The 19,052-nt window shown below is 32.5% G+C and carries 17 protein-coding genes; 2 read left to right on the forward strand and 15 right to left on the reverse strand.

Annotated features, from left to right (window positions below; translation table 11 throughout):
* The first annotated feature begins 27 nt into the window (after nucleotides 1-27).
* On the forward strand, nucleotides 28-849 hold the full coding sequence (locus LQ679_RS12260) for an RluA family pseudouridine synthase (RefSeq protein ID WP_191836404.1): 822 nt from the start codon (nucleotides 28-30) through the stop codon (nucleotides 847-849).
* Between the two features lie 47 nt (nucleotides 850-896).
* Here the strand turns inward: LQ679_RS12260 and LQ679_RS12265 are convergent, their stop codons facing one another.
* The 6 genes from LQ679_RS12265 to nagA all read right to left on the reverse strand — a co-directional run bounded on the left by LQ679_RS12265 (nucleotide 897) and on the right by nagA (nucleotide 8,242).
* Nucleotides 897-3,062: an RNA degradosome polyphosphate kinase gene (locus LQ679_RS12265; protein WP_037589727.1), complete on the reverse strand. Its 2,166-nt coding sequence runs from the start codon at nucleotides 3,060-3,062 to the stop codon at nucleotides 897-899.
* 71 nt (nucleotides 3,063-3,133) lie between these two features.
* A complete protein-coding gene (gene ppx, locus LQ679_RS12270; RefSeq protein WP_239763134.1) occupies nucleotides 3,134-4,660 on the reverse strand; it encodes an exopolyphosphatase in 1,527 nt (508 codons plus the stop codon).
* A gap of 89 nt (nucleotides 4,661-4,749) precedes the next feature.
* Nucleotides 4,750-6,138, reverse strand: coding sequence for a class II fumarate hydratase (gene fumC, locus LQ679_RS12275; protein WP_239763136.1), 1,389 nt, complete (start codon nucleotides 6,136-6,138; stop codon nucleotides 4,750-4,752).
* A gap of 153 nt (nucleotides 6,139-6,291) precedes the next feature.
* Nucleotides 6,292-6,504, reverse strand: coding sequence for an SAS053 family DNA gyrase inhibitor (locus LQ679_RS12280; protein ID WP_370688581.1), 213 nt, complete (start codon nucleotides 6,502-6,504; stop codon nucleotides 6,292-6,294).
* Nucleotides 6,443-7,042: a 6-phosphogluconolactonase gene (locus LQ679_RS12285; RefSeq protein ID WP_025904800.1), complete on the reverse strand. Its 600-nt coding sequence runs from the start codon at nucleotides 7,040-7,042 to the stop codon at nucleotides 6,443-6,445. The genes LQ679_RS12280 and LQ679_RS12285 overlap by 62 nt, the downstream gene beginning before the upstream one ends.
* Nucleotides 7,043-7,090: 48 nt before the next feature.
* The gene (gene nagA, locus LQ679_RS12290; RefSeq protein WP_025904799.1) at nucleotides 7,091-8,242 is read right to left on the reverse strand and encodes an N-acetylglucosamine-6-phosphate deacetylase; all 1,152 of its coding nucleotides are present in this window, start codon (nucleotides 8,240-8,242) and stop codon (nucleotides 7,091-7,093) included.
* 86 nt (nucleotides 8,243-8,328) lie between these two features.
* Between nagA and LQ679_RS12295 the strand changes: the two genes are divergently transcribed.
* Complete coding sequence (locus LQ679_RS12295) at nucleotides 8,329-8,469, forward strand: hypothetical protein (protein ID WP_162841915.1); 141 nt, start codon at nucleotides 8,329-8,331, stop codon at nucleotides 8,467-8,469.
* A 34-nt stretch (nucleotides 8,470-8,503) separates the two neighbouring features.
* Here the strand turns inward: LQ679_RS12295 and trmL are convergent, their stop codons facing one another.
* From trmL to LQ679_RS12340, 9 genes are all read right to left on the reverse strand, one after another.
* On the reverse strand, nucleotides 8,504-8,977 hold the full coding sequence (gene trmL, locus LQ679_RS12300) for a tRNA (uridine(34)/cytosine(34)/5-carboxymethylaminomethyluridine(34)-2'-O)-methyltransferase TrmL (RefSeq protein ID WP_025904798.1): 474 nt from the start codon (nucleotides 8,975-8,977) through the stop codon (nucleotides 8,504-8,506).
* A gap of 3 nt (nucleotides 8,978-8,980) precedes the next feature.
* The gene (gene queG / locus LQ679_RS12305) at nucleotides 8,981-10,108 is read right to left on the reverse strand and encodes a tRNA epoxyqueuosine(34) reductase QueG (RefSeq protein WP_037589731.1); all 1,128 of its coding nucleotides are present in this window, start codon (nucleotides 10,106-10,108) and stop codon (nucleotides 8,981-8,983) included.
* A 769-nt stretch (nucleotides 10,109-10,877) separates the two neighbouring features.
* Nucleotides 10,878-11,639: an acetylglutamate kinase gene (argB, locus tag LQ679_RS12310; protein ID WP_239763138.1), complete on the reverse strand. Its 762-nt coding sequence runs from the start codon at nucleotides 11,637-11,639 to the stop codon at nucleotides 10,878-10,880.
* Between the two features lie 14 nt (nucleotides 11,640-11,653).
* A complete protein-coding gene (gene argJ / locus LQ679_RS12315; RefSeq protein WP_239763140.1) occupies nucleotides 11,654-12,892 on the reverse strand; it encodes a bifunctional glutamate N-acetyltransferase/amino-acid acetyltransferase ArgJ in 1,239 nt (412 codons plus the stop codon).
* 15 nt (nucleotides 12,893-12,907) lie between these two features.
* Nucleotides 12,908-13,942 carry an N-acetyl-gamma-glutamyl-phosphate reductase gene (gene argC, locus LQ679_RS12320; protein ID WP_198471989.1) on the reverse strand — a complete coding sequence of 345 codons (1,035 nt, stop codon included), beginning with the start codon at nucleotides 13,940-13,942 and terminating at the stop codon, nucleotides 12,908-12,910.
* A 25-nt stretch (nucleotides 13,943-13,967) separates the two neighbouring features.
* Entirely contained in the window at nucleotides 13,968-14,693 is a 726-nt protein-coding gene (locus LQ679_RS12325; protein WP_037589737.1) for an amino acid ABC transporter ATP-binding protein, read from the reverse strand.
* The gene (locus LQ679_RS12330; protein ID WP_037589738.1) at nucleotides 14,686-16,149 is read right to left on the reverse strand and encodes an ABC transporter substrate-binding protein/permease; all 1,464 of its coding nucleotides are present in this window, start codon (nucleotides 16,147-16,149) and stop codon (nucleotides 14,686-14,688) included. Before LQ679_RS12330 ends, LQ679_RS12325 begins: the two co-directional genes overlap by 8 nt.
* A 97-nt stretch (nucleotides 16,150-16,246) precedes the next feature.
* Nucleotides 16,247-17,245 (reverse strand): D-2-hydroxyacid dehydrogenase, encoded by a 999-nt coding sequence (locus LQ679_RS12335; RefSeq protein WP_239763142.1) that lies wholly within the window; start codon nucleotides 17,243-17,245, stop codon nucleotides 16,247-16,249.
* A gap of 652 nt (nucleotides 17,246-17,897) precedes the next feature.
* The gene (locus LQ679_RS12340; RefSeq protein ID WP_239763144.1) at nucleotides 17,898-18,950 is read right to left on the reverse strand and encodes a PTS sugar transporter subunit IIC; all 1,053 of its coding nucleotides are present in this window, start codon (nucleotides 18,948-18,950) and stop codon (nucleotides 17,898-17,900) included.
* Nucleotides 18,951-19,052: the final 102 nt, after the last annotated feature.

Genomic DNA, 19,052 nt, shown 5'->3' on the forward strand with positions numbered 1-19,052 from the left:
TTGAGAGAAATATTCCTGGAGGACGCTATGCAAATTACAATACCATCAAAATTTGAAGGTCAAACAATCGAAGAGATGTTTAAATCTTTACATCTACCAAAGAAAGAACTTCACCTTTTAAGAATGTCAAAAGAACTTACGATAAATGACGAAGCATGTACATTAAGAGATACAGTAAATGCCGGAGATAAACTCAATATCCCATTATTTGACGAAACAAGCCAATATGTTTCTAGTTACCGATTAGCTGAAATTAAATACGAAGATGAATACTTAGCAATTGTCGTTAAACCTAAAGGTGTAAAGACACATCCAAACGATTTAAAAGAAGCAAACACACTTATGAATCACGTAATCTATACGTTAGATTCAGACTATGCTGAACCTGTTCATAGACTTGACCAAGAAACTGTTGGATTATTGTTAGTCGCAAAACACCCTATCGCTAAAAAAATACTAGATCGTATGTTAGAAGATAGAGAAATTACAAGAACATATAAAGCACAAGTTGATAGTTTATTACCACTTAAACCACAAACAATTGATATGCCAATAGGTAAAGACAAGTTCCATCCAAACAAAAGACGTGTATCACCTACAGGTCAACGTGCAATCACACATATACTTGAAAGTCATATGATTGATGAACATACGGCAGAAGTAGAATTAAAATTAGATACGGGTAGAACACACCAAATCCGTGTCCACCTTGCAGAAATTGGACATCCAGTTGTTGGTGACCCACTCTATAACAATAGTAAACTGAGAAAATTAAAATTACACAGCTATAAAATAGAATTCGAACATCCATTTAAAGATGAAATGATTTCAGTTACGTTAGACGATTAAATAACGCGAAAAGCCAACAAAGCTTTAACTTTGTTGGCTTTTTCTATTTATCGCTTTAATCTTTCTTTAAATTTATTAATTAAGTTACTTCTTTTACTCGTTACAGGTCTCCCTATATTTAAGTGAGACTTTCTCATTTCTTTCCCTGCTAACATTGCCTCATCCATTAACATTTCTTGTGAGTTCATATGTTTATTCCCTGCATCATTGTATTGATATACACCTTCATTATTTTGAATACGTCCTTTTAATCCATCATTGAGTTGTAAATCAACTATACCTTTTAAACGTTTAACTAAATTAGGATCTAATACTGGGAATAATATTTCTACACGTTTAATCATATTTCTTGTCATCATATCAGCTGAAGAAAGATACATTTTTTCTTGTCCATTATGGTAGAAATAATAGATTCTTGAGTGTTCTAAAAATCGACCTACAATACTGATGACTTCGATATTCTCACTTACACCTTTAATACCTGGTTTAAGACAACAAATACCACGAATAATCAGTTTGATTTTAACACCACATTGTGATGCTTCAAATAATTTTTTAATTACTTTTTTATCTGTTAACGAATTCATTTTAGCGATAATGAGACCATTACCATGTTCTTTATGAGACTTCATTTCTTGTTCAATATGTTCAACAAAGAAATCTCGTATTTCAAATGGTGCGACGATTAGCTCATTATAATCAGGCTTTAATGAATATCCACTTAAATAATTAAAGAAGTTAATCGCATCTTGCCCTATTTTTGGGTTTGTCGTAATAATACCCATATCTGTATATATTTTAGCCGTCTTATCATTGTAATTTCCTGTTCCTAAATGAACGAAAGGCGTCACTTTTCCTTTAACTTTCTTAATAACTAGCGTAATTTTACTATGTGTTTTAAGAAATGTCATACCATATATAACATTACAGCCTGCATCCTCCAACATTCTCGCCCACTGAACATTGTTTTCTTCATCAAAACGCGCTTTTAATTCAACAAGTACTGTAACTTGTTTACCATTTTCAGCTGCATTTTTTAAAGCTTGAATGATCGGTGAATCACTACTCACACGGTAAAGTGTTTGCTTAATAGCAAGTGTATCTGGATCTTCTGAAGCTTCTTTTATAAATTCAACAATCGGCTCAAAAGATTCATATGGATGATGGAAAAATACATCTCTTTCCAATGCTAATTCAAAAACATTATTTTTACTTAATGAGGAAGGTAATTGTGGTGTATAAGGTTTAAATAATAGTTCTGGGAATAAATCTTCTAATTGTCCTACAAGAGAGAATAACACTGTTAAATCTAGTGGACCATTAACTCTGTATATATCTTCATTTGATAACTCAAGTTCATTCATTAAGAAAATACTCTTCACTTCTGAATCTATATGTCTACTATCAATTTCAAGTCGTACTGCTGCACCACTTTTTCTTTCTTTTAAAAATCGTTCTATTTCTATTAATAAATCTTCTGCACCTTCTTCATGAATTGTTAAATCTGCATTTCTTGTCACCCTAAATGTGTACGTATTAATCATTTCATATCCCTTAAATAATTGTTCTATAAATAATGAAATGACATCTTCAAGAAATACAATATATTTAACGCCTTCATGTTCTAACTTAATAATTCTATCTAATAATGTTGGAACGGGTACGATTGCCGATCTAATTTCACCATCATTTAACCTAATATCTACAAACAAATTCAACATTTTATTATTTAATTTTGGGAATGGCCTGTATGCATCTATCCCTAACGGTGAAAGTGTTGGTAATATTTCAGTGTTAAATTGATGCTGAAGTTGCTCAATTAAAGGTTCTGGCAATCTTTCTGGTTGTGTAATAAATATTTTATAGCTCTTTAACAAATCTTTTAATTCATTAAATCGCTTATATTGAAGCTCGACGTTCACTCTATTTTTCTTTTCAATGCCGATAAGTTGTTCTTTAGGTGTCAATTGCGCTTTATTCTCTGGTTCATTAAAATTCATCTTAACTTGGTCTTTCAACCCCGCTACTCTAACCATAAAAAATTCATCTAAATTAGAACTATGAATTGCTAAAAATTTCAACTGTTCTAATAAAGGATTGTTAGGATCAATTGCTTCCTCAAGAACACGATAATTAAAGTCTAGCCAACTTAATTCTCGGTTGTTGTAATATTCTGGATTGTCTAAATAAAATTGTTCCGCTTGTGCTTCCATAATTATCTCACCCTTTACAAATTTCCAATCAAGATTATAAAATCACACTACTTCATTTAAACGTAAGTTTATTAATCTTGTGTAAATATAATATTAAGTTTTTTCGGTAGTAACTTTTCTAAATGTTTTTTCTGTCTATCAGATTGATATTCTTCAGCGATTGGGTCTGTAACATATTTGGCTCTTAATTCAAATTCATTTTTCTTTTCTATTAATGCCATTGATTCGATGCAATCGGTGTTGGAAACATTTAAAGCATGGGCAAACTTAATGATGCCACCAAGCTTTTGAATAAGTTCGATTTCTTCATCATCAAACCAAGGCGTCCCCTTTATGTAAAACTTTAATAACGTCTTGTTTTTAAAACTTGCCAAAAGTGCTAATTTAACCCTTTCTTTATGCGATAAGCCATTAATACTTGAATTGGCTATAATATAATACGTATGTTGTGAACTAGAATCTGCATCAATAAATGAACCTAAATAATATAAATATGCCGCTTCTTTAAATATTTCTCTATCTTCTTTTGAAATTTTGAAGCTAGTGATTTCTTCTAATTTGTTTAACAAATCTTCAGCTAATTTCATGCGCTGTTTACCATTTGAAGCATTGATATTATATTCATTTGCTATATGTTTTAATGCATCACTTGTGACATTATTTTTATTAAATGCCTTTGGAAATTCTTCTTTAATTCTTGTCATCACTAAACCTTCACGTAGACCTTTTCTTGAGAACGTAAAACGTTTTGCATCTGAGATATCGTATAATGTATTAAAAACAATAGAACTAGGTAAAATTATATCTGTACGGTCTCTACTTAATCCATCTAAATCTTTTAATTCATTTTTATCAGATTTTTTCAATACATCAAACACTTCTTCAAGCCCTTTTTTAGTCATGTCATAACCATGTACACCAGCAATTGGATAATTATTTAAAGACTGATGTATACGCGCATTATTTCGGGCAGATCCACCAATTCCAATAATAGGAACGTTTTTATCTTTTATCCATTTTTCAGATGCAAACTGTTCTTTAACATACTTCTCACATTTTTTTATCGCATTTTTATCATTATGATCTTTATCAGCGAAAAACATTTTCTCTAAAGTTACAACACCAAAAGGAAAACTTATTGCCTCTTTTAACTTTTTATCTTCAAAATAAGTAATTTCTGTTGAACCACCACCTATATCAACTGTAATACCATTATTTATATTTAAAGTATGTGTTGCTGCATAAAATCCGTAAAACGCCTCATCTTGTTCTGGAATAATTTCAATATCAAGCTTCGTTTTGTCTTTTACACTTTTAATAATTTCATTTATATTTTTAGATTGTCTTACTGCTGCTGTAGCTGCAGGGACAAGTTCTTCCACTTGAAATTTTTCGGCAACTTTTTTAAAACTATTTAAAGTTTCTACTAAAATATTGATTCCATCTTTATTCATTGTTTTATCTTCTTCTAAATATTGACTCAAACGTGCTGGTGTTTTAACGTTTTGTAGTTCATTTAAACCTGTATCTTTAGAGTATTCAAAAATAACAAGTCTTATAGTATTGGAACCTATATCTATTAATCCTAATCTCTTCATAAATTGCCTCCAAAGTTATATTTTGATACAGAAAAAGGTGCCTATAGCACCTTTTTTCTGTTCTTTATATTTGTGTCTTAAAGCTGCTATTATTTTTTAGAGCTTATCATATCTTCTGGTTTAATCCACTCATCGAATTGTTCTTCAGTTAGAAGTCCAGATTCAATTGCAGATTCTTTTAATGTTAATCCATTTTTATGAGCATTCTTTGCAATTGCTGCTGCATTTTCATATCCAATATGTGGATTTAAAGCAGTAACAAGCATCAATGATTGATTTAAATATTTATCGATATTTTCTTCAATCGGTTCAATTCCAACTGCACAATTGTTATTAAATGTCACAATACCATCTGTTAATAAATAAATAGATTGTAATGTATTGTATAAAATAACTGGTTTAAATACATTTAATTCAAAGTTACCTTGTGATGCTGCTATACCAACTGCTGCATCATTACCTAATACTTGAACAGCAACCATTGTTAACATTTCACATTGAGTTGGGTTTACTTTACCTGGCATGATTGATGAACCTGGTTCGTTCTCTGGAATTGAGATTTCAGCTAATCCAGCTCTTGGGCCAGAAGCTAACCATCTTACATCATTCGCAATCTTCATTAAGTCACTTGCTAATGCTTTAAGTGCGCCATGAACATAAACAACTTCATCATGAGCAGTTAATGCATGGAATTTATTTTCAGATGATACAAATGGATAGCCTAATTGTTCGCTAATTTGTTTAGCCACTTTATCGCCGAATTCTGGATGTGCGTTGATACCAGTACCAACTGCTGTACCACCAATTGCTAAGTTTAATAATTGACCTTTAGATTCATTTAATAATGATTCACATTTATCTAACATATATCTCCAACCACTAACTTCTTGACCTAAAGTTAAAGGTGTTGCATCTTGTAAATGTGTTCTACCGATTTTAATAATATCTTTGAAATCTTCTTCTTTTTTCTTAAATGTATCTCTTAACGTACCAATTGCTGGTAATAATTTAGATTCAATTTCATGATATAAAGCAACATGCATTGCAGTTGGATATGTATCATTTGAACTTTGAGACATATTAACATGATCATTTGGATGAACGGACTCTTCTGAACCTTTTTCTTTCAAGTATTCATTTGCAACGTAGCTCACAACTTCGTTCACGTTCATATTACTTTGTGTACCACTACCTGTTTGCCAAACTACTAGAGGAAAATGTTCATCTAAGTTTCCATTTAAAATTTCATCAGTAGCATATACAATGGCATCTTTCTTATCATCAGATAATTTACCAAGTTCATGATTTGAAATTGCTGCTGCTCTTTTTAAATGTGCAAATCCATAAATCACTTCAATTGGCATTTGTTCTTTACCTACTGGGAAATTCTGTTTACTTCTTTGTGTTTGTGCTTTCCAATATTTCTCACTTGGAACTTTAATTTCACCAAATGTATCATGTTCAATTCTGTAACTCATTTCAATACTCCCCTTTATTTCTTGAATTCATCATTCTTTATTCATCTCTATTATATCGTATAAAGAAAGCGATTTAAACTCTCAGTTGTCAGATAATTTAAATTAACGAAAAAAAAGAGACTGAGACATTACATTATGTCCCAGACTCGTTTTTTAAGATTCTTGTTCAGATTTCTTTTCTTCAAAAGCTTCATCATTTTGTTCTGATATTTGTTCCATTTCTTTACCTAGTTCTTTAACATCTTCTAGGTCTTGAACCATTTCATTTTCTTCTTCTAGATTTTTATTCAAATTTCTCACCTTCTTATGAAAATTGAATTGAGAAGTAAGATCTAACGTCTTCAGGTAACCCTTGTGCCGCTTCATTATCTAATACAACTGTTACCATTCTATGTTGTTTTAATTTAGCGGATTCAACAGAACCATTTGCAGGTTCTTGATATAACTGACTTACTGCTTTAGCTTTTTCTTTACCAGTGACAAGTACGATAACTTCTCTTGCTGGATGAATTGCTTGGTCATAGTCTAATCCAGTTCTGCTATCTTCAGTTAAAGTGACAACATCTAACATTAATTTGTTTTTCTTTTTGTCAGTATTAACTTTTTCTTTAATAAATGCTTCAACATCACTACCGACATCAGTTTTTAATACTTGTTTAGCAGGAACACCTAATTCTGTGTAATAATCTTCTTTACCATCAAAGTCTAAAATATGAATTTGACTGAAGTTCACAGGATTTTTCTTAACATCATCTAATAGTTCATCGAAAAATGATGTTTGCTCTGCTTCTAAATGTACGCCGACAACTGAAGTGCTGTCTGAATTAAATTGTTTGCGAACTACATCTGCAGCATATCGTGCAGCAATATCTTTTGTTTCAAATACTTTAAAGTTTAAAGCCATTTTGTCCACTCCTCATTTCAACTTGTCTATTTACAAAAATCATAACCTTTAGTCATTATCTATAATATACCCTTTTTTAATAGTAGTTAAAACATTTAATTCTGAATCAGCTATAACAAGATCTGCTTGTTTTCCAACTTTAATTGAGCCAATTCTATCATCAACTTTCAATCGAATAGCTTGGTTTAAACTAGCAGTACGCCATGCTTCTTCAAGCGGTATATTTGCAAAGTCCATTAAATTTTTTAAGCCTTTATTCATAAGTAATATACTTCCTGCAAGTGAACCAGTTTCTAATCTAGCTTCGTTATTTTTAACAAATACATCTTGACCACCAAGATCATATTTACCATCTTTCATACCTTTTGCACGCATTGCATCAGTAATTATGCAGAAATTCTCATTTCCTTTAGCAAGGTATGCTAATTTAACTGCAGCAGGATGAGAATGAATGCCATCAACAATAACTTCTGTTGTTAACCTTTCATCAGTCAGAGCAGCACCAAATACGCCTGGTTCTCTATGTGTAAATGTCGTTTGGGCATTATATAAATGTGTAATATGCTTAAGACCATTTTGAACTGCTTTTTCAATACCATCGTAATCAGATACGGTATGTCCTGCTGAAAAAATAACATCTTCATGAAGTGCTTTAATAACTTCCTCTGCACCTTCAACTTCTGGCGCAATTGTCACTATTTTAATCGCGCCATTTGCTTTTTCTTGAAAATCTTTAAATTTTTGTACTGTAGGTCTTGCAACAAATGCAGGATTTTGAGCACCAACTTTATGTTCTGAAATAAATGGTCCTTCTAAATGTACACCGAGTATTTCAGCACGTTTATCATCTATCGGTTTATAGTTTGCAACATTTTCTAATGCAGCATTGATGGCTTCAGTTGATTGCGTCATTGTTGTGGCCAAAAAGCTAGTCGTACCTTCAGATAATAATTTCTCAGATAATAGATTCAATGTTTCTGGTGTTGCATCCATTGCATCTTGGCCATAACCACCATGAATATGTATATCAATAAATCCCGGAAGTACGTGTTGACCATTCGCATCAATCGTTTGTAATGTACCTGTATATTCCCCTTCTTGAATATCGTGAATACATCCATTACGCACTTCGATATAGCCATGATCAATTTTATATGTTTCAGTATAAATTTGTGCATTTTTTAAAATATAATTATCCATATCAATGTCTCCTTAAAAATGTATTTAATTATTGCCTTAATTCGTATATAATAAAGATAACATAACATTACGAGGGGGCTAATTAAATGAACACGCTATTAATCTGTATGGTTGGTGTAGCATTTATTACTGCGATGTTAACTGCTGGTCGCGATTCTAAAGACTATGGTCTTAAGGAAGAAGATTTAAACAAAGAACTTGAATCTTTAAAATCAAATAATAATTAATAACTGAGACCATATGGCCTCAGTTTTTTTATTTCTATGATAAATTAGGATAATTTTGTTGTCTTAACGCTTCATAAATTAATATTGCAGCAGTATTAGATAAATTTAAAGATCTTACATTATCATTCATTGGAATTCTTAATGCTGTATCTTTATATTTTTCTTTAACCCAATCAGGAAGTCCTGTTGTTTCTCTACCAAATATAAAGTAATGATTTTCTTCAACATTACTGTAATCAAACTGAGTATGTGGTTGTGTACCAAACTTCGTTAATAAGTAATAGTTGCCACCTTCAGTCTTTTCGAAAAATTCTTCAATACTATCATAATAAACAATATTTACAAATTTCCAGTAATCTAAACCCGCTCTTCTTAACATTTTATCATCCGTACTAAAACCTAAGGGTCTAATTAAGTGTAAAGTTGTATCTGTTGCTGCACAACTACGTGCAATATTCCCAGTATTCGCTGGAATTTCTGGTTGATATAAAACTACATGATTTGTCATAATTTATTTTCTCCTAATCTCTAATCCTTTTATCATTTCTTCTTGGACTTCTTCTATTTCACGTTCATAGTGTGACATAATGAATGGTCTTGCCTCTTCACCTTGTATTTGACCGATAGCCCAAAATGCAGTACCTCTTATCATTGGTCGCGGATCTGTTAACGCAACATCTTTTAATTCTGGTATTGCACTTTCTTCATTAAAGTGAGCAAGTGCGACAATCGCATTTCGTTGGATCGGCTTTTTACCTCTCCATGCACCGGCTAAATGTCCATATGTATTTTTAAATTCTTTATTAGACATTTTAAGTAGTGGGACAAGTCTAGGTTTCAGTACCTCAGGTTCTAATATAATGTCATCATGTTCAGTATTAATTCCTCTATTTCGTGGGCATACTTGTTGGCATGTGTCACATCCATATAAACGATTTCCTATTTTATAGCGGTATTCATCTTTTAAATAACCTTTTGTTTGTGTTAAAAAGCTGATACATTTTTGACTATTTAATTGACCATTACCTACTAAGGCACCTGTCGGACATCTATCAACACAAATGTTACAATCACCACAACTATCAATAACTGGATCATCAGGTTTAAATGGAATACTGACTAACATTTCACCAAGATAACTCCAAGTACCTAGTTCTTCATTAATAATAAAGCCATTTTTACCTGCAAATCCTAACCCAGCTCTTTCAGCTACTGAACGGTCAGACAAGACACCAGTATCGACCATTGATTTAATTTCTACATCAGGCACTTTTTCTTTTAGGAATAAACTGAGTTTATCAAGGCGATTTCTCATAATTGTATGATAATCTTGGCCCCATGAAGCACGCGCAAACATACCTCTTCTATCTCCTCTAACACTTTTAGGAGCACCCTTTAATTTATTCGGATACCCTACAGCAATTGCTATAATTGAGCGAGCAGATGGTAATGATAATTTAGGGACTGTTCTTAACTCAATATCACTTTCTTCAAACCCTGAAGCATATCCTTTAGAATGATAATCTTCTAACTTTTTCTTTAATTCATCAAAAGGATCAGCAGTTGTAAATCCAATACTATCAATACCAATAGAATGTGCATAATCTATCACTTCTTGCTTCAATTGATCTAAATTCAAATTTATTCACCTCACTATCAAACATGCTAATACATTTTAACACATTTAATAAATAAATTTACGGTATTCGTATTAATTCAATTAAATAAGTATATAAAAAATTGCTTTCATATACTGTGTGGCAAATGGTATGGCAAATTAGTATTTAGCTTGTTTGTAGTGGGAGCTGTTGTGAACACTTCTGACCAAACTTGTTCATAACGGGGGTGTTGTGAACACTTCTGACCAAACTTGTTCATAACGAGGGTGTTGTAAACACTTCTTGCCAAACTTGTTCATAACGAGGGTGTTGTAAACACTTCTTGCCAAACTTGTTCATAACGAGGGTGTTGTGAACACTTCTGACCAAACTTGTTCATAACGGGGGTGTTGTGAACACTTCTGACCAAACTTGTTCATAACGAGGGTGTTGTGAACACTTCTGACCAAACTTGTTCATAACGAGGGTGTTGTGAACACTTCTTGCCAAACTTGTTCATAACGAGGGTGTTGTGAACACTTCTTGCCAAACTTGTTCATAACGAGGGTGTTGTGAACACTTCTGACCAAACTTGTTCATAACGAGGGCGTTAATTACAAAACTCGGCCGAAGTGTTACTATGGACCGCCTTAGTTACAAAACTCGGCCGAAGTGTTACTATGGACTGCCTTAGTTACAAAACTCGGCTAAAATGTAAACAAGGAGCTCCTTATTTGCACTTCTTACCAAATCTGCTAATAAGCGAACAAAAAATCCGACAGTGCCAAAGACTCTGTCGGATTTTTTACTTTATAATGTAATTGTTGTACCTATTTTATTAGAATGAGAACTTTTTAATAATGCATGGTCTGATGATCCTGATATAATCTTGACGCTTTTACAGCCTTCTTTTATTGCAGAAATTGCGCCCGTAACTTTAGGAATCATACCGCCATATATTTCAGTTGTTTCTATATATTTATGAATATCATTGATACTTAAATGGCTTTGTACTTCATCTTTAATCAGTACTCCTGGAATATCACTTATTAGGAATAAGTATCCTTCCATTTCACTCGCTATTTTATATGCAAGGCTATCTGCATTAATATTATATCTTTGACCTGTATTTCTATCGATACCGATTGGTGCGATAACTGGAATACTGTTCGAACATATATTAGCCAGTGTTTCTTTATTAACGGATGTACATTCTGCTACAAATCCATATTTAGAATCTAATGGTTTAATGTCAAATAGATTCATATCAATGCCATTTATACCTAATGCTAATGAGTCATGTTGATTAATTTGATACACAACTTGTGGATTGACCTCACCTATCAATGTACTTGAAGTTTGAAGTAACACTTCTTCATCAGTAACACGTAAGCCATCAACAAATTTACTTTCAATACCAATTTTAGTTAGTTGTCTATTAATAAACGGGCCGCCACCATGGACGATGATTGGCATATAATTTTGACTTTTTAAAGTAAGTATATCTTCTATTATCGTTTGACTTAAGTTGCTTAATACACTTCCACCAATTTTAATGACTGCATACTTCACTTAATGACCTCCTATTAAGTTCTATATAATGCATTAATTTTTACGTAATCATAACTCAAATCGCATCCGAAAGCGGTAGATGAATGATGAGAATCCCCAACTTTCGCTTCTATTTCAATTGTATCTTGCTCCATTTTAGCTTTTAAATCTAACTCATCAAATGATACATTCATACCTTTACTAACTAATAAATGTCCACAAAGCCAGACGTCTACTTCGTTAGTATCTACAGTATGATCTGCATAACCAATTGATGTTACGATTCTTCCAAAGTTTGGATCAGCACCGTGTATTGCAGTTTTCACTAAGCTTGAACCTACAATCGTTTTTGCAATTGCACTATTTTGAGCTTTCGTCTTAGCACCTTTGACATTAACTTTGATTAACTTCGTCGCACCTTCACCATCTCTCGCAATACTTTGAGCTAAAAATTGACTCACATATTGGACAGCTTGGGCGAACTTTTCCCATTCTGGATGTGATTTAGTTAATGTATGTTGACCACTTTCACCGTTAGCTAAAAGTATAACCATATCATTTGTACTTGTATCACCATCGACTGTAATCATATTAAACGTTTCATCAACAGATTCTTTTAGTAAGCCATTCAAATCTTCAGATTCAACATTTGCATCTGTTGTCATAAAGCCAAGCATTGTAGCCATATTTGGATGAATCATGCCCGACCCTTTACATGAACCGCCAATCGTAATCACTTCATCATCAATTTTAATTTGTACTGCTATATGTTTAGTCTCTTTATCAGTTGTTAAAATAGCTTCATTAAAATCAGAAGAATGCGCATTATTGAGAATATCAATATTATTCACACCATATTCAATTTTTTGCATAGGTAAAAATTCGCCAATCAAGCCAGTTGATGCAATTGCGATTTGATGTTCAGGTAATTGTAGTTTAGATGAAATCCATTTTTGAGTTTGCTTTGCATCATCTAAACCTCTTTGACCTGTACAAGCATTTGCGATGGCAGAATTAATAACAATTGCAGAAAGTTTGTGTTCAACATTAATACTTTCTTCAGTGACTTTTAATGGGGCTGCTTTAAAAGCATTTTGTGTATATACCGCTGCACAATTAGCTGGAACTGATGAATATAACCAACCAAAGTCTTTCTTTTCTCTACGTAATCCAACATGCATGCCGCCAGCAATGTATCCTTTAGGTGATGCGACATCACCTTCTTCTATAACGATCATTTCAGAGTCAATTAATTCTTCAGTCTTATCTAACATCAAATTCCTCCTATTCTATGGGTATATTGGTAATAAATTTAATCCTTCATCTTCATTAAATCCAAATAATCTATTCATGTTCTGAATTGCTTGACCACTTGCACCTTTAACGAGATTATCTATAACTGCAACGATAATAGCTTTTTGTCTGTCTTCATCAACATAAATACCTATATCGCAGTAATTACTGCCTAGAACTTCTTTTGTTGTAGGGAATTCGCCAAGGTCTCTTACACGTACAAATGGTTTGTCATCATATTTCTGTTTATATATTTGATGTAATGCTTCTTCACTTGTTTGATCTTTTAAATCTACATAAATAGTAGCCAATATACCTCTTGTCATAGGAACGAGATGAGGTGTGAATGTCACTTTTATGTCTGATTTCGAGACTTGTGATAAATATTGTTCAATTTCTGGTGTATGCTTATGGGAACCTAATTTATAAGCTGAAAAGTTTTCATTCGCTTCGCCAAAATGAACATTTTGACTTAATGTTCTACCAGCACCTGAAACACCAGTTTTAGCATCTATTATAATCGTGTCTTTATTAATTAAGTCACTTTCTAAAAGAGGGTGTAAAGATAAGAGTATTGCAGTTGGGAAACAACCCGGGTTTGCAATAATTTGTGTCGATGATCCATCTACATTTGACCACTCAGGCAAGCTATACACCGCTTCATCCAATACACTCTGAGGAGCTGGCTTTTCTCCGTAATATTTTTCATAAATTGTGGGGTCTTTCAACCTAAAGTCACCAGATAAATCGATTACTTTAATACCACGTTCTATTAACTTAGGAATAAAATTCTTGCTCACATTTGAGGGGGTCGCAAAAAATATTAAATCACATTGCACTGTTTCTACATCTAAACTTGTGAATTGTTCAATAATATTATTTTGTAAATGTGGATATGTTTCCTTAATATCTTGACCAGATTTCGAATGTGAGAATACATATTTGATGTTCACTTCTTTATGCTGATTTAATAATCTCATCAATTCTATTGCACCGTATCCACTACCACCGACTATACCTATATCTAACACGAAAACACCTCTTCTATTTTTAGTATTATAATACTTTAGATAAAAATTGTTTCGTTCTTTCGTTTTGAGGATTATCAAATATTTGTTCAGGTGTACCTTCTTCTTGAACAATACCTTCATCCATAAATATCACATGGTCGCTGACATTTTTAGCAAATCCCATTTCATGTGTTACGACGACCATTGTCATACCTTCTTTGGCTAAATCTTTCATAACACTTAATACTTCACCAACAACTTCGGGGTCTAAAGCTGAAGTTGGTTCATCAAATAAAATAACTGCCGGGTTCATCGCTAACGCACGAGCAATCGCTACACGTTGCTTTTGTCCACCTGATAATTTAGAAGGATAAACATCTGCTTTATCTTCTAGACCAACTTTTTTAAGTAATTGTTTAGCTTGATCTTCTAATTCGGATTTTTGTCCTTTTTTCAAAGTTAAAGGTGTTAGTGTAATATTTTCGATTACTTTTTTATGTGGAAAAAGATTAAAACCTTGGAAAACCATGCCCATTTTTTGTCTTAATTGATCCAACTTTGCACCTTTCGTATTTGTTAAATCATTATTTTCAAATACGATCTGTCCAGAGGAAGGTTCTTCTAATAAATTCAAACATCTAAGAAGCGTACTTTTACCACTACCAGATGGGCCGATAATCGCAACAACTTCCCCTTTTTCAATATTTAAATTAATACCTTTCAATACTTCATTTTTACCAAATGATTTGTGTAAATCGTTAACTTTAATCACTTACACTAAACCTCCTTTCAGCAAAGTACATCACTCTAGATAACGTAAACGTTAAGATAAAGTACAATACTGCTGCTACTAATAATGGTGTAAATGGATCAAATGATGCCCCTTGAACAACTTGAGCATTAAACATCAATTCACTTACGCCGATAACAGAAACTATAGAAGATTCTTTAATAACTGTTACAAATTCATTACCTAATGCAGGTAAAATATTTTTAATGGCTTGTGGCAAGATAACTTTAGTCATAGCTTGCGATTTATTTAATCCTAATGATCTAGCCGCTTCCATTTGGCCATTATCTACTGCGTTAATACCAGCTCTAATAATTTCTGCAATATAAGCACTACAGTTAATGATAAGTGCGATAATACCACAAATTAATGCTGATAAATCTAATCCAAGTACTGCTGTTGTACCGAAATAAACTAAAAATACTTGAACAAGTAATGGTGTACCTCTTATAAATTCAATGTAAACTGAAGCAATCGATTTAAATATCTTACTATTACTTAATTTCATAAGTGCTAAGAAGCAACCAATTAATGCCCCTGCTACTACACCTAAGAATGATAATAAAATCGTATACCCTACACCGTGTAAGAAATATGAACCATATTTACTGAAGAAAGAACCATCATCGAACATTGCTTCTGTTGCTTTATCTTGATAGTCTTTAATCAAATTATTGTCTCGAACTTCTTTAACACTCTTATTAACTCTCTTCATTAATTCTGGTGAATTTTTCGGTAATGCAATAGCTGTTGTCTTGTCTGCATCTGAAAATGTTACATCTGAATATGTTAAATTAGGGTTCTTCTCTAAATATGCATCAGCAACAGGTCCTTCAATAATCATGCCGTCAACCTTTCCAGAATTAAGTGACATAATAACTTCCGGTACTCTCGTTAATGAGCTAACTTGAGATTCTGGCATTTCTGTTTTTGCCAATTCTTCTTGAGTCGTTTGCTTTTGCACACCGACCATTTTTCCTTTAAAATCATCAATCGTTTTTAATTTGTCTTTATCTTTTTTCTGTATAATCATTCTTTGGTTAACTTCCATATAATCATCAGAAAAATCAACTTGTTTCTTTCTCTCAGGAGTTGGAGCCATACCAGAAATAATCATGTCGATTTTTCCAGTTTTTAAAGCACCTAGTAAACTATCAAATTGCATATTCACAATCTTAAGTTTAATATCATTGTCTTTTGCAATTTTTTTAGCAAGTTCTATATCTATCCCAGCATATTCACGTTCACCATCTTTAGTATGCTCAAACTCATAAGGTGCATAATCTGCTGATAAGCCTACTCTTAACTCGCCTCGTTCTTTAGCTTTATCCCATTGATCAGTTTCTGCAGCTTGTGACTTTATGGGGGCTAAATAAGGAATTGTAAGTAGTAAACAAATTGTTGCTATAACTACTTTAGTAAATACATTTCTTTTCAAATTCGTTACCTCCTGAATTAATAATATTCATTATTATACGCATTTATGAAATTTTATGCAATAACTTTTTATAAAAAAAGTATGAACGAACGTTCATTCATACTTTACTTAGTTGAACTTCATTTTCACTATATCCAGTTGTGATAACTTCAAGTGCACTATCTAATGAAATTTCAACCATATTTTGTACTGCGGTATGTGTATAAAATGCAATATGAGGTGAAATTAATACATCGTCACGTGACATCAATTCTTTTAAAGTAGGATCTTCAATTTCTTTGTCTGTATAATCATATGAGAAATATGCAAACTCATTTTCATATACATCTAAAGCGACACTATGTAATTTACCGCTATTTAATGCTTGAATGACATCATTAGTGTTCAATGTCGCACCTCTAGCTGTATTCACTAAATATGCACCATTTTTCATATATTTAATCGTCTCTTCATTAATAATGTGTGTCGTTTCTTCATTTGCTGGAACATGTAATGTGATTAAATCGGCTTTAGATAGTCCTTCTTGTAAACTTTGTACATATTCAATATCGCTTAACGACTGGTCATATGGATCATAACCGATAACTTCCGCACCAAATCCTTTAAATAATTGTGCTGACACTTTACCTATTCTACCAACACCTATAACCAGTACCGTCATACTTCTTAGTTCTTTAGCGATAACTGTTTCATCCCAAGTAAAGTCTTGATGTTCTACTTTTTTATTTATTTTATTAATGTTTCTTATTAATTCTAAAGCTCTACAAACTGCAAATTCCGCTATCGCATTTGGACTGTATGAAGGAATATTTGTAATTTTTATATCATGTTTAGCAGCTTCATCTAAATTAAACATATCAAACCCAGCCGCACGACCAGCAATTTGTTTAATACCAACATCTTTAAGTGCCTCATAAATTCTGTCATCAAACTTAAATAACTGTTGAGTACTCACACCATCAAAAGATGATAAAGTATGGACATTATCTAAAGTTAAATCCTCTTCCGTACATTCAATTTCATGACCATTAGTTTTTCCCCATTGATATGCATAAGGCTTTTCATCTTCTCTTATATTAAATAATTTAAATCGCATAATTCGTACTTCCTTTCAGTAAAAAATAAATAATGATTAATTCTACAACACTTTATGAAAACAAACAATCTCTTTTTCATAATATTCTTACAATTAAAAGTGTATCTAGTATGGTGAATAACATATTTATCAAGAAGTGATACTAATTAGCGTCCTTGTGAACAGTTTTGTCTAAACTTGTTCGTAACGATGGCCTTGTGAACACTTCTCGCCAAACTTGTTCATAACGACGTCCTTGTGAACACTTCTCGCTAAACTTGTTCATAACGATAGCCTTGTGAACACTTCTCGCTAAACTTGTTCATAACGGGTGTCTTGTGAACACTTCTGCCCAAACTTGTTCATAACGGGGGTGTTAATTACAAAAGTCAGCTGAAGTGTTACTATGGATAGCCATAATTACAAAACTCGGCTGAATTGTTACTATGGACAGCCTTAATTACAAAACTACTGAGAATTGTAATTACTGGTCTCCTTATTTGCACTTCTCGCCAAACTTGCTAATAACGACACCAGTATTTGCACTTCTCACCAAACTTGTTCATAACGACGGTCTTGTGAACACTTCTCACCAAACTTGCTAATAACGGCACCAGTATCCAGACAAATATAAAGGCTGAGACATTTTTCTTGTCTCAGCCTTCTCTTCATTCTAATTATTCTCTTTAAATAAAAACATTTCTTGATTATATTTTGGAAGTATTTTTAAACAAACTTTATGTACGATATATGCAAATACAAACGGTATGACGAAATATGCTACGCCTAGTATTAATATATTTAAGAATACTGATCCTTCCATAAATTTTAACGCGTTTGCTGGTCCAACAAATCCGGTATAACCAAACCCAGTAGACATTGGTGTACCTTTTATGCCGACGAAATAAGTGAGTAATCCACTCATTAGTCCATTTATGATTAATGGTACTGCGATGATAGGATTTTTGAAATATACAGGAATCATCATTTTAGCAGCTCCGATGATAAGTACGATATTGATACCTTTATCGTTTACTTTCCATGACCCCATTAAGAAAGTCACACATGCTGCAACAATCCCCATATTGCCAGCTCCTGAACTTAAACCATTTAAACCGACCGCAGTAGCAATTGCTACAACTGAAATTGGCGTTACCATTAATAATGCATAAGTAATCGCAATCAATATACACATCATTAAAGGATTCAATGTAGAAAATTGTTCTATTAATTTGCCGATTCCTTTTGTCACATTACTAACATATGGAAGTGTCAACATACCTATAAATCCACTGACAACTGAAATAATAATTGGCATAATCAACATATCTAAAGAACCAAATTTTCCTTTCAATTTAATCATCAAGTAACAACTGATAATTAAAACAACGATTAAATTGACGACATCCCCTATACTTACAAATATAAATTGACCATTTTGTATTTTCACAGCGCCTGAACCTATTAATCCTGCAGCGCCAATCATAACTGTATCAGTAGCTTGGAATTTAAATTGATGTGCAACAACGATGCCTATAATAAAACTCATCGCAAACTGCATAAGTAATAATGCTTGATTAAACATTTCTAATAGCGGATGAAACTGTGATAAATAACTAAATAACACACCAAGTATGGCGTTAGGTATTAATGCTATAACAATGCCTACACCTATACCATTTAAAATATTAAAGAAAAATTCCTTTACTGTGAAATGTTTATCCATAAAATGCCTCCTGAAATAATATGTATTAATGATATATGACTTTATTTTTATAGACAATGCTATTTTTACTATTTTACTTTACTTTGGTATAGTTTAATGTAA

Origin of the sequence: Mammaliicoccus sp. I-M35, assembly GCF_022386455.1 — a bacterium.
Taxonomy (GTDB): domain Bacteria; phylum Bacillota; class Bacilli; order Staphylococcales; family Staphylococcaceae; genus Mammaliicoccus; species Mammaliicoccus sciuri_A.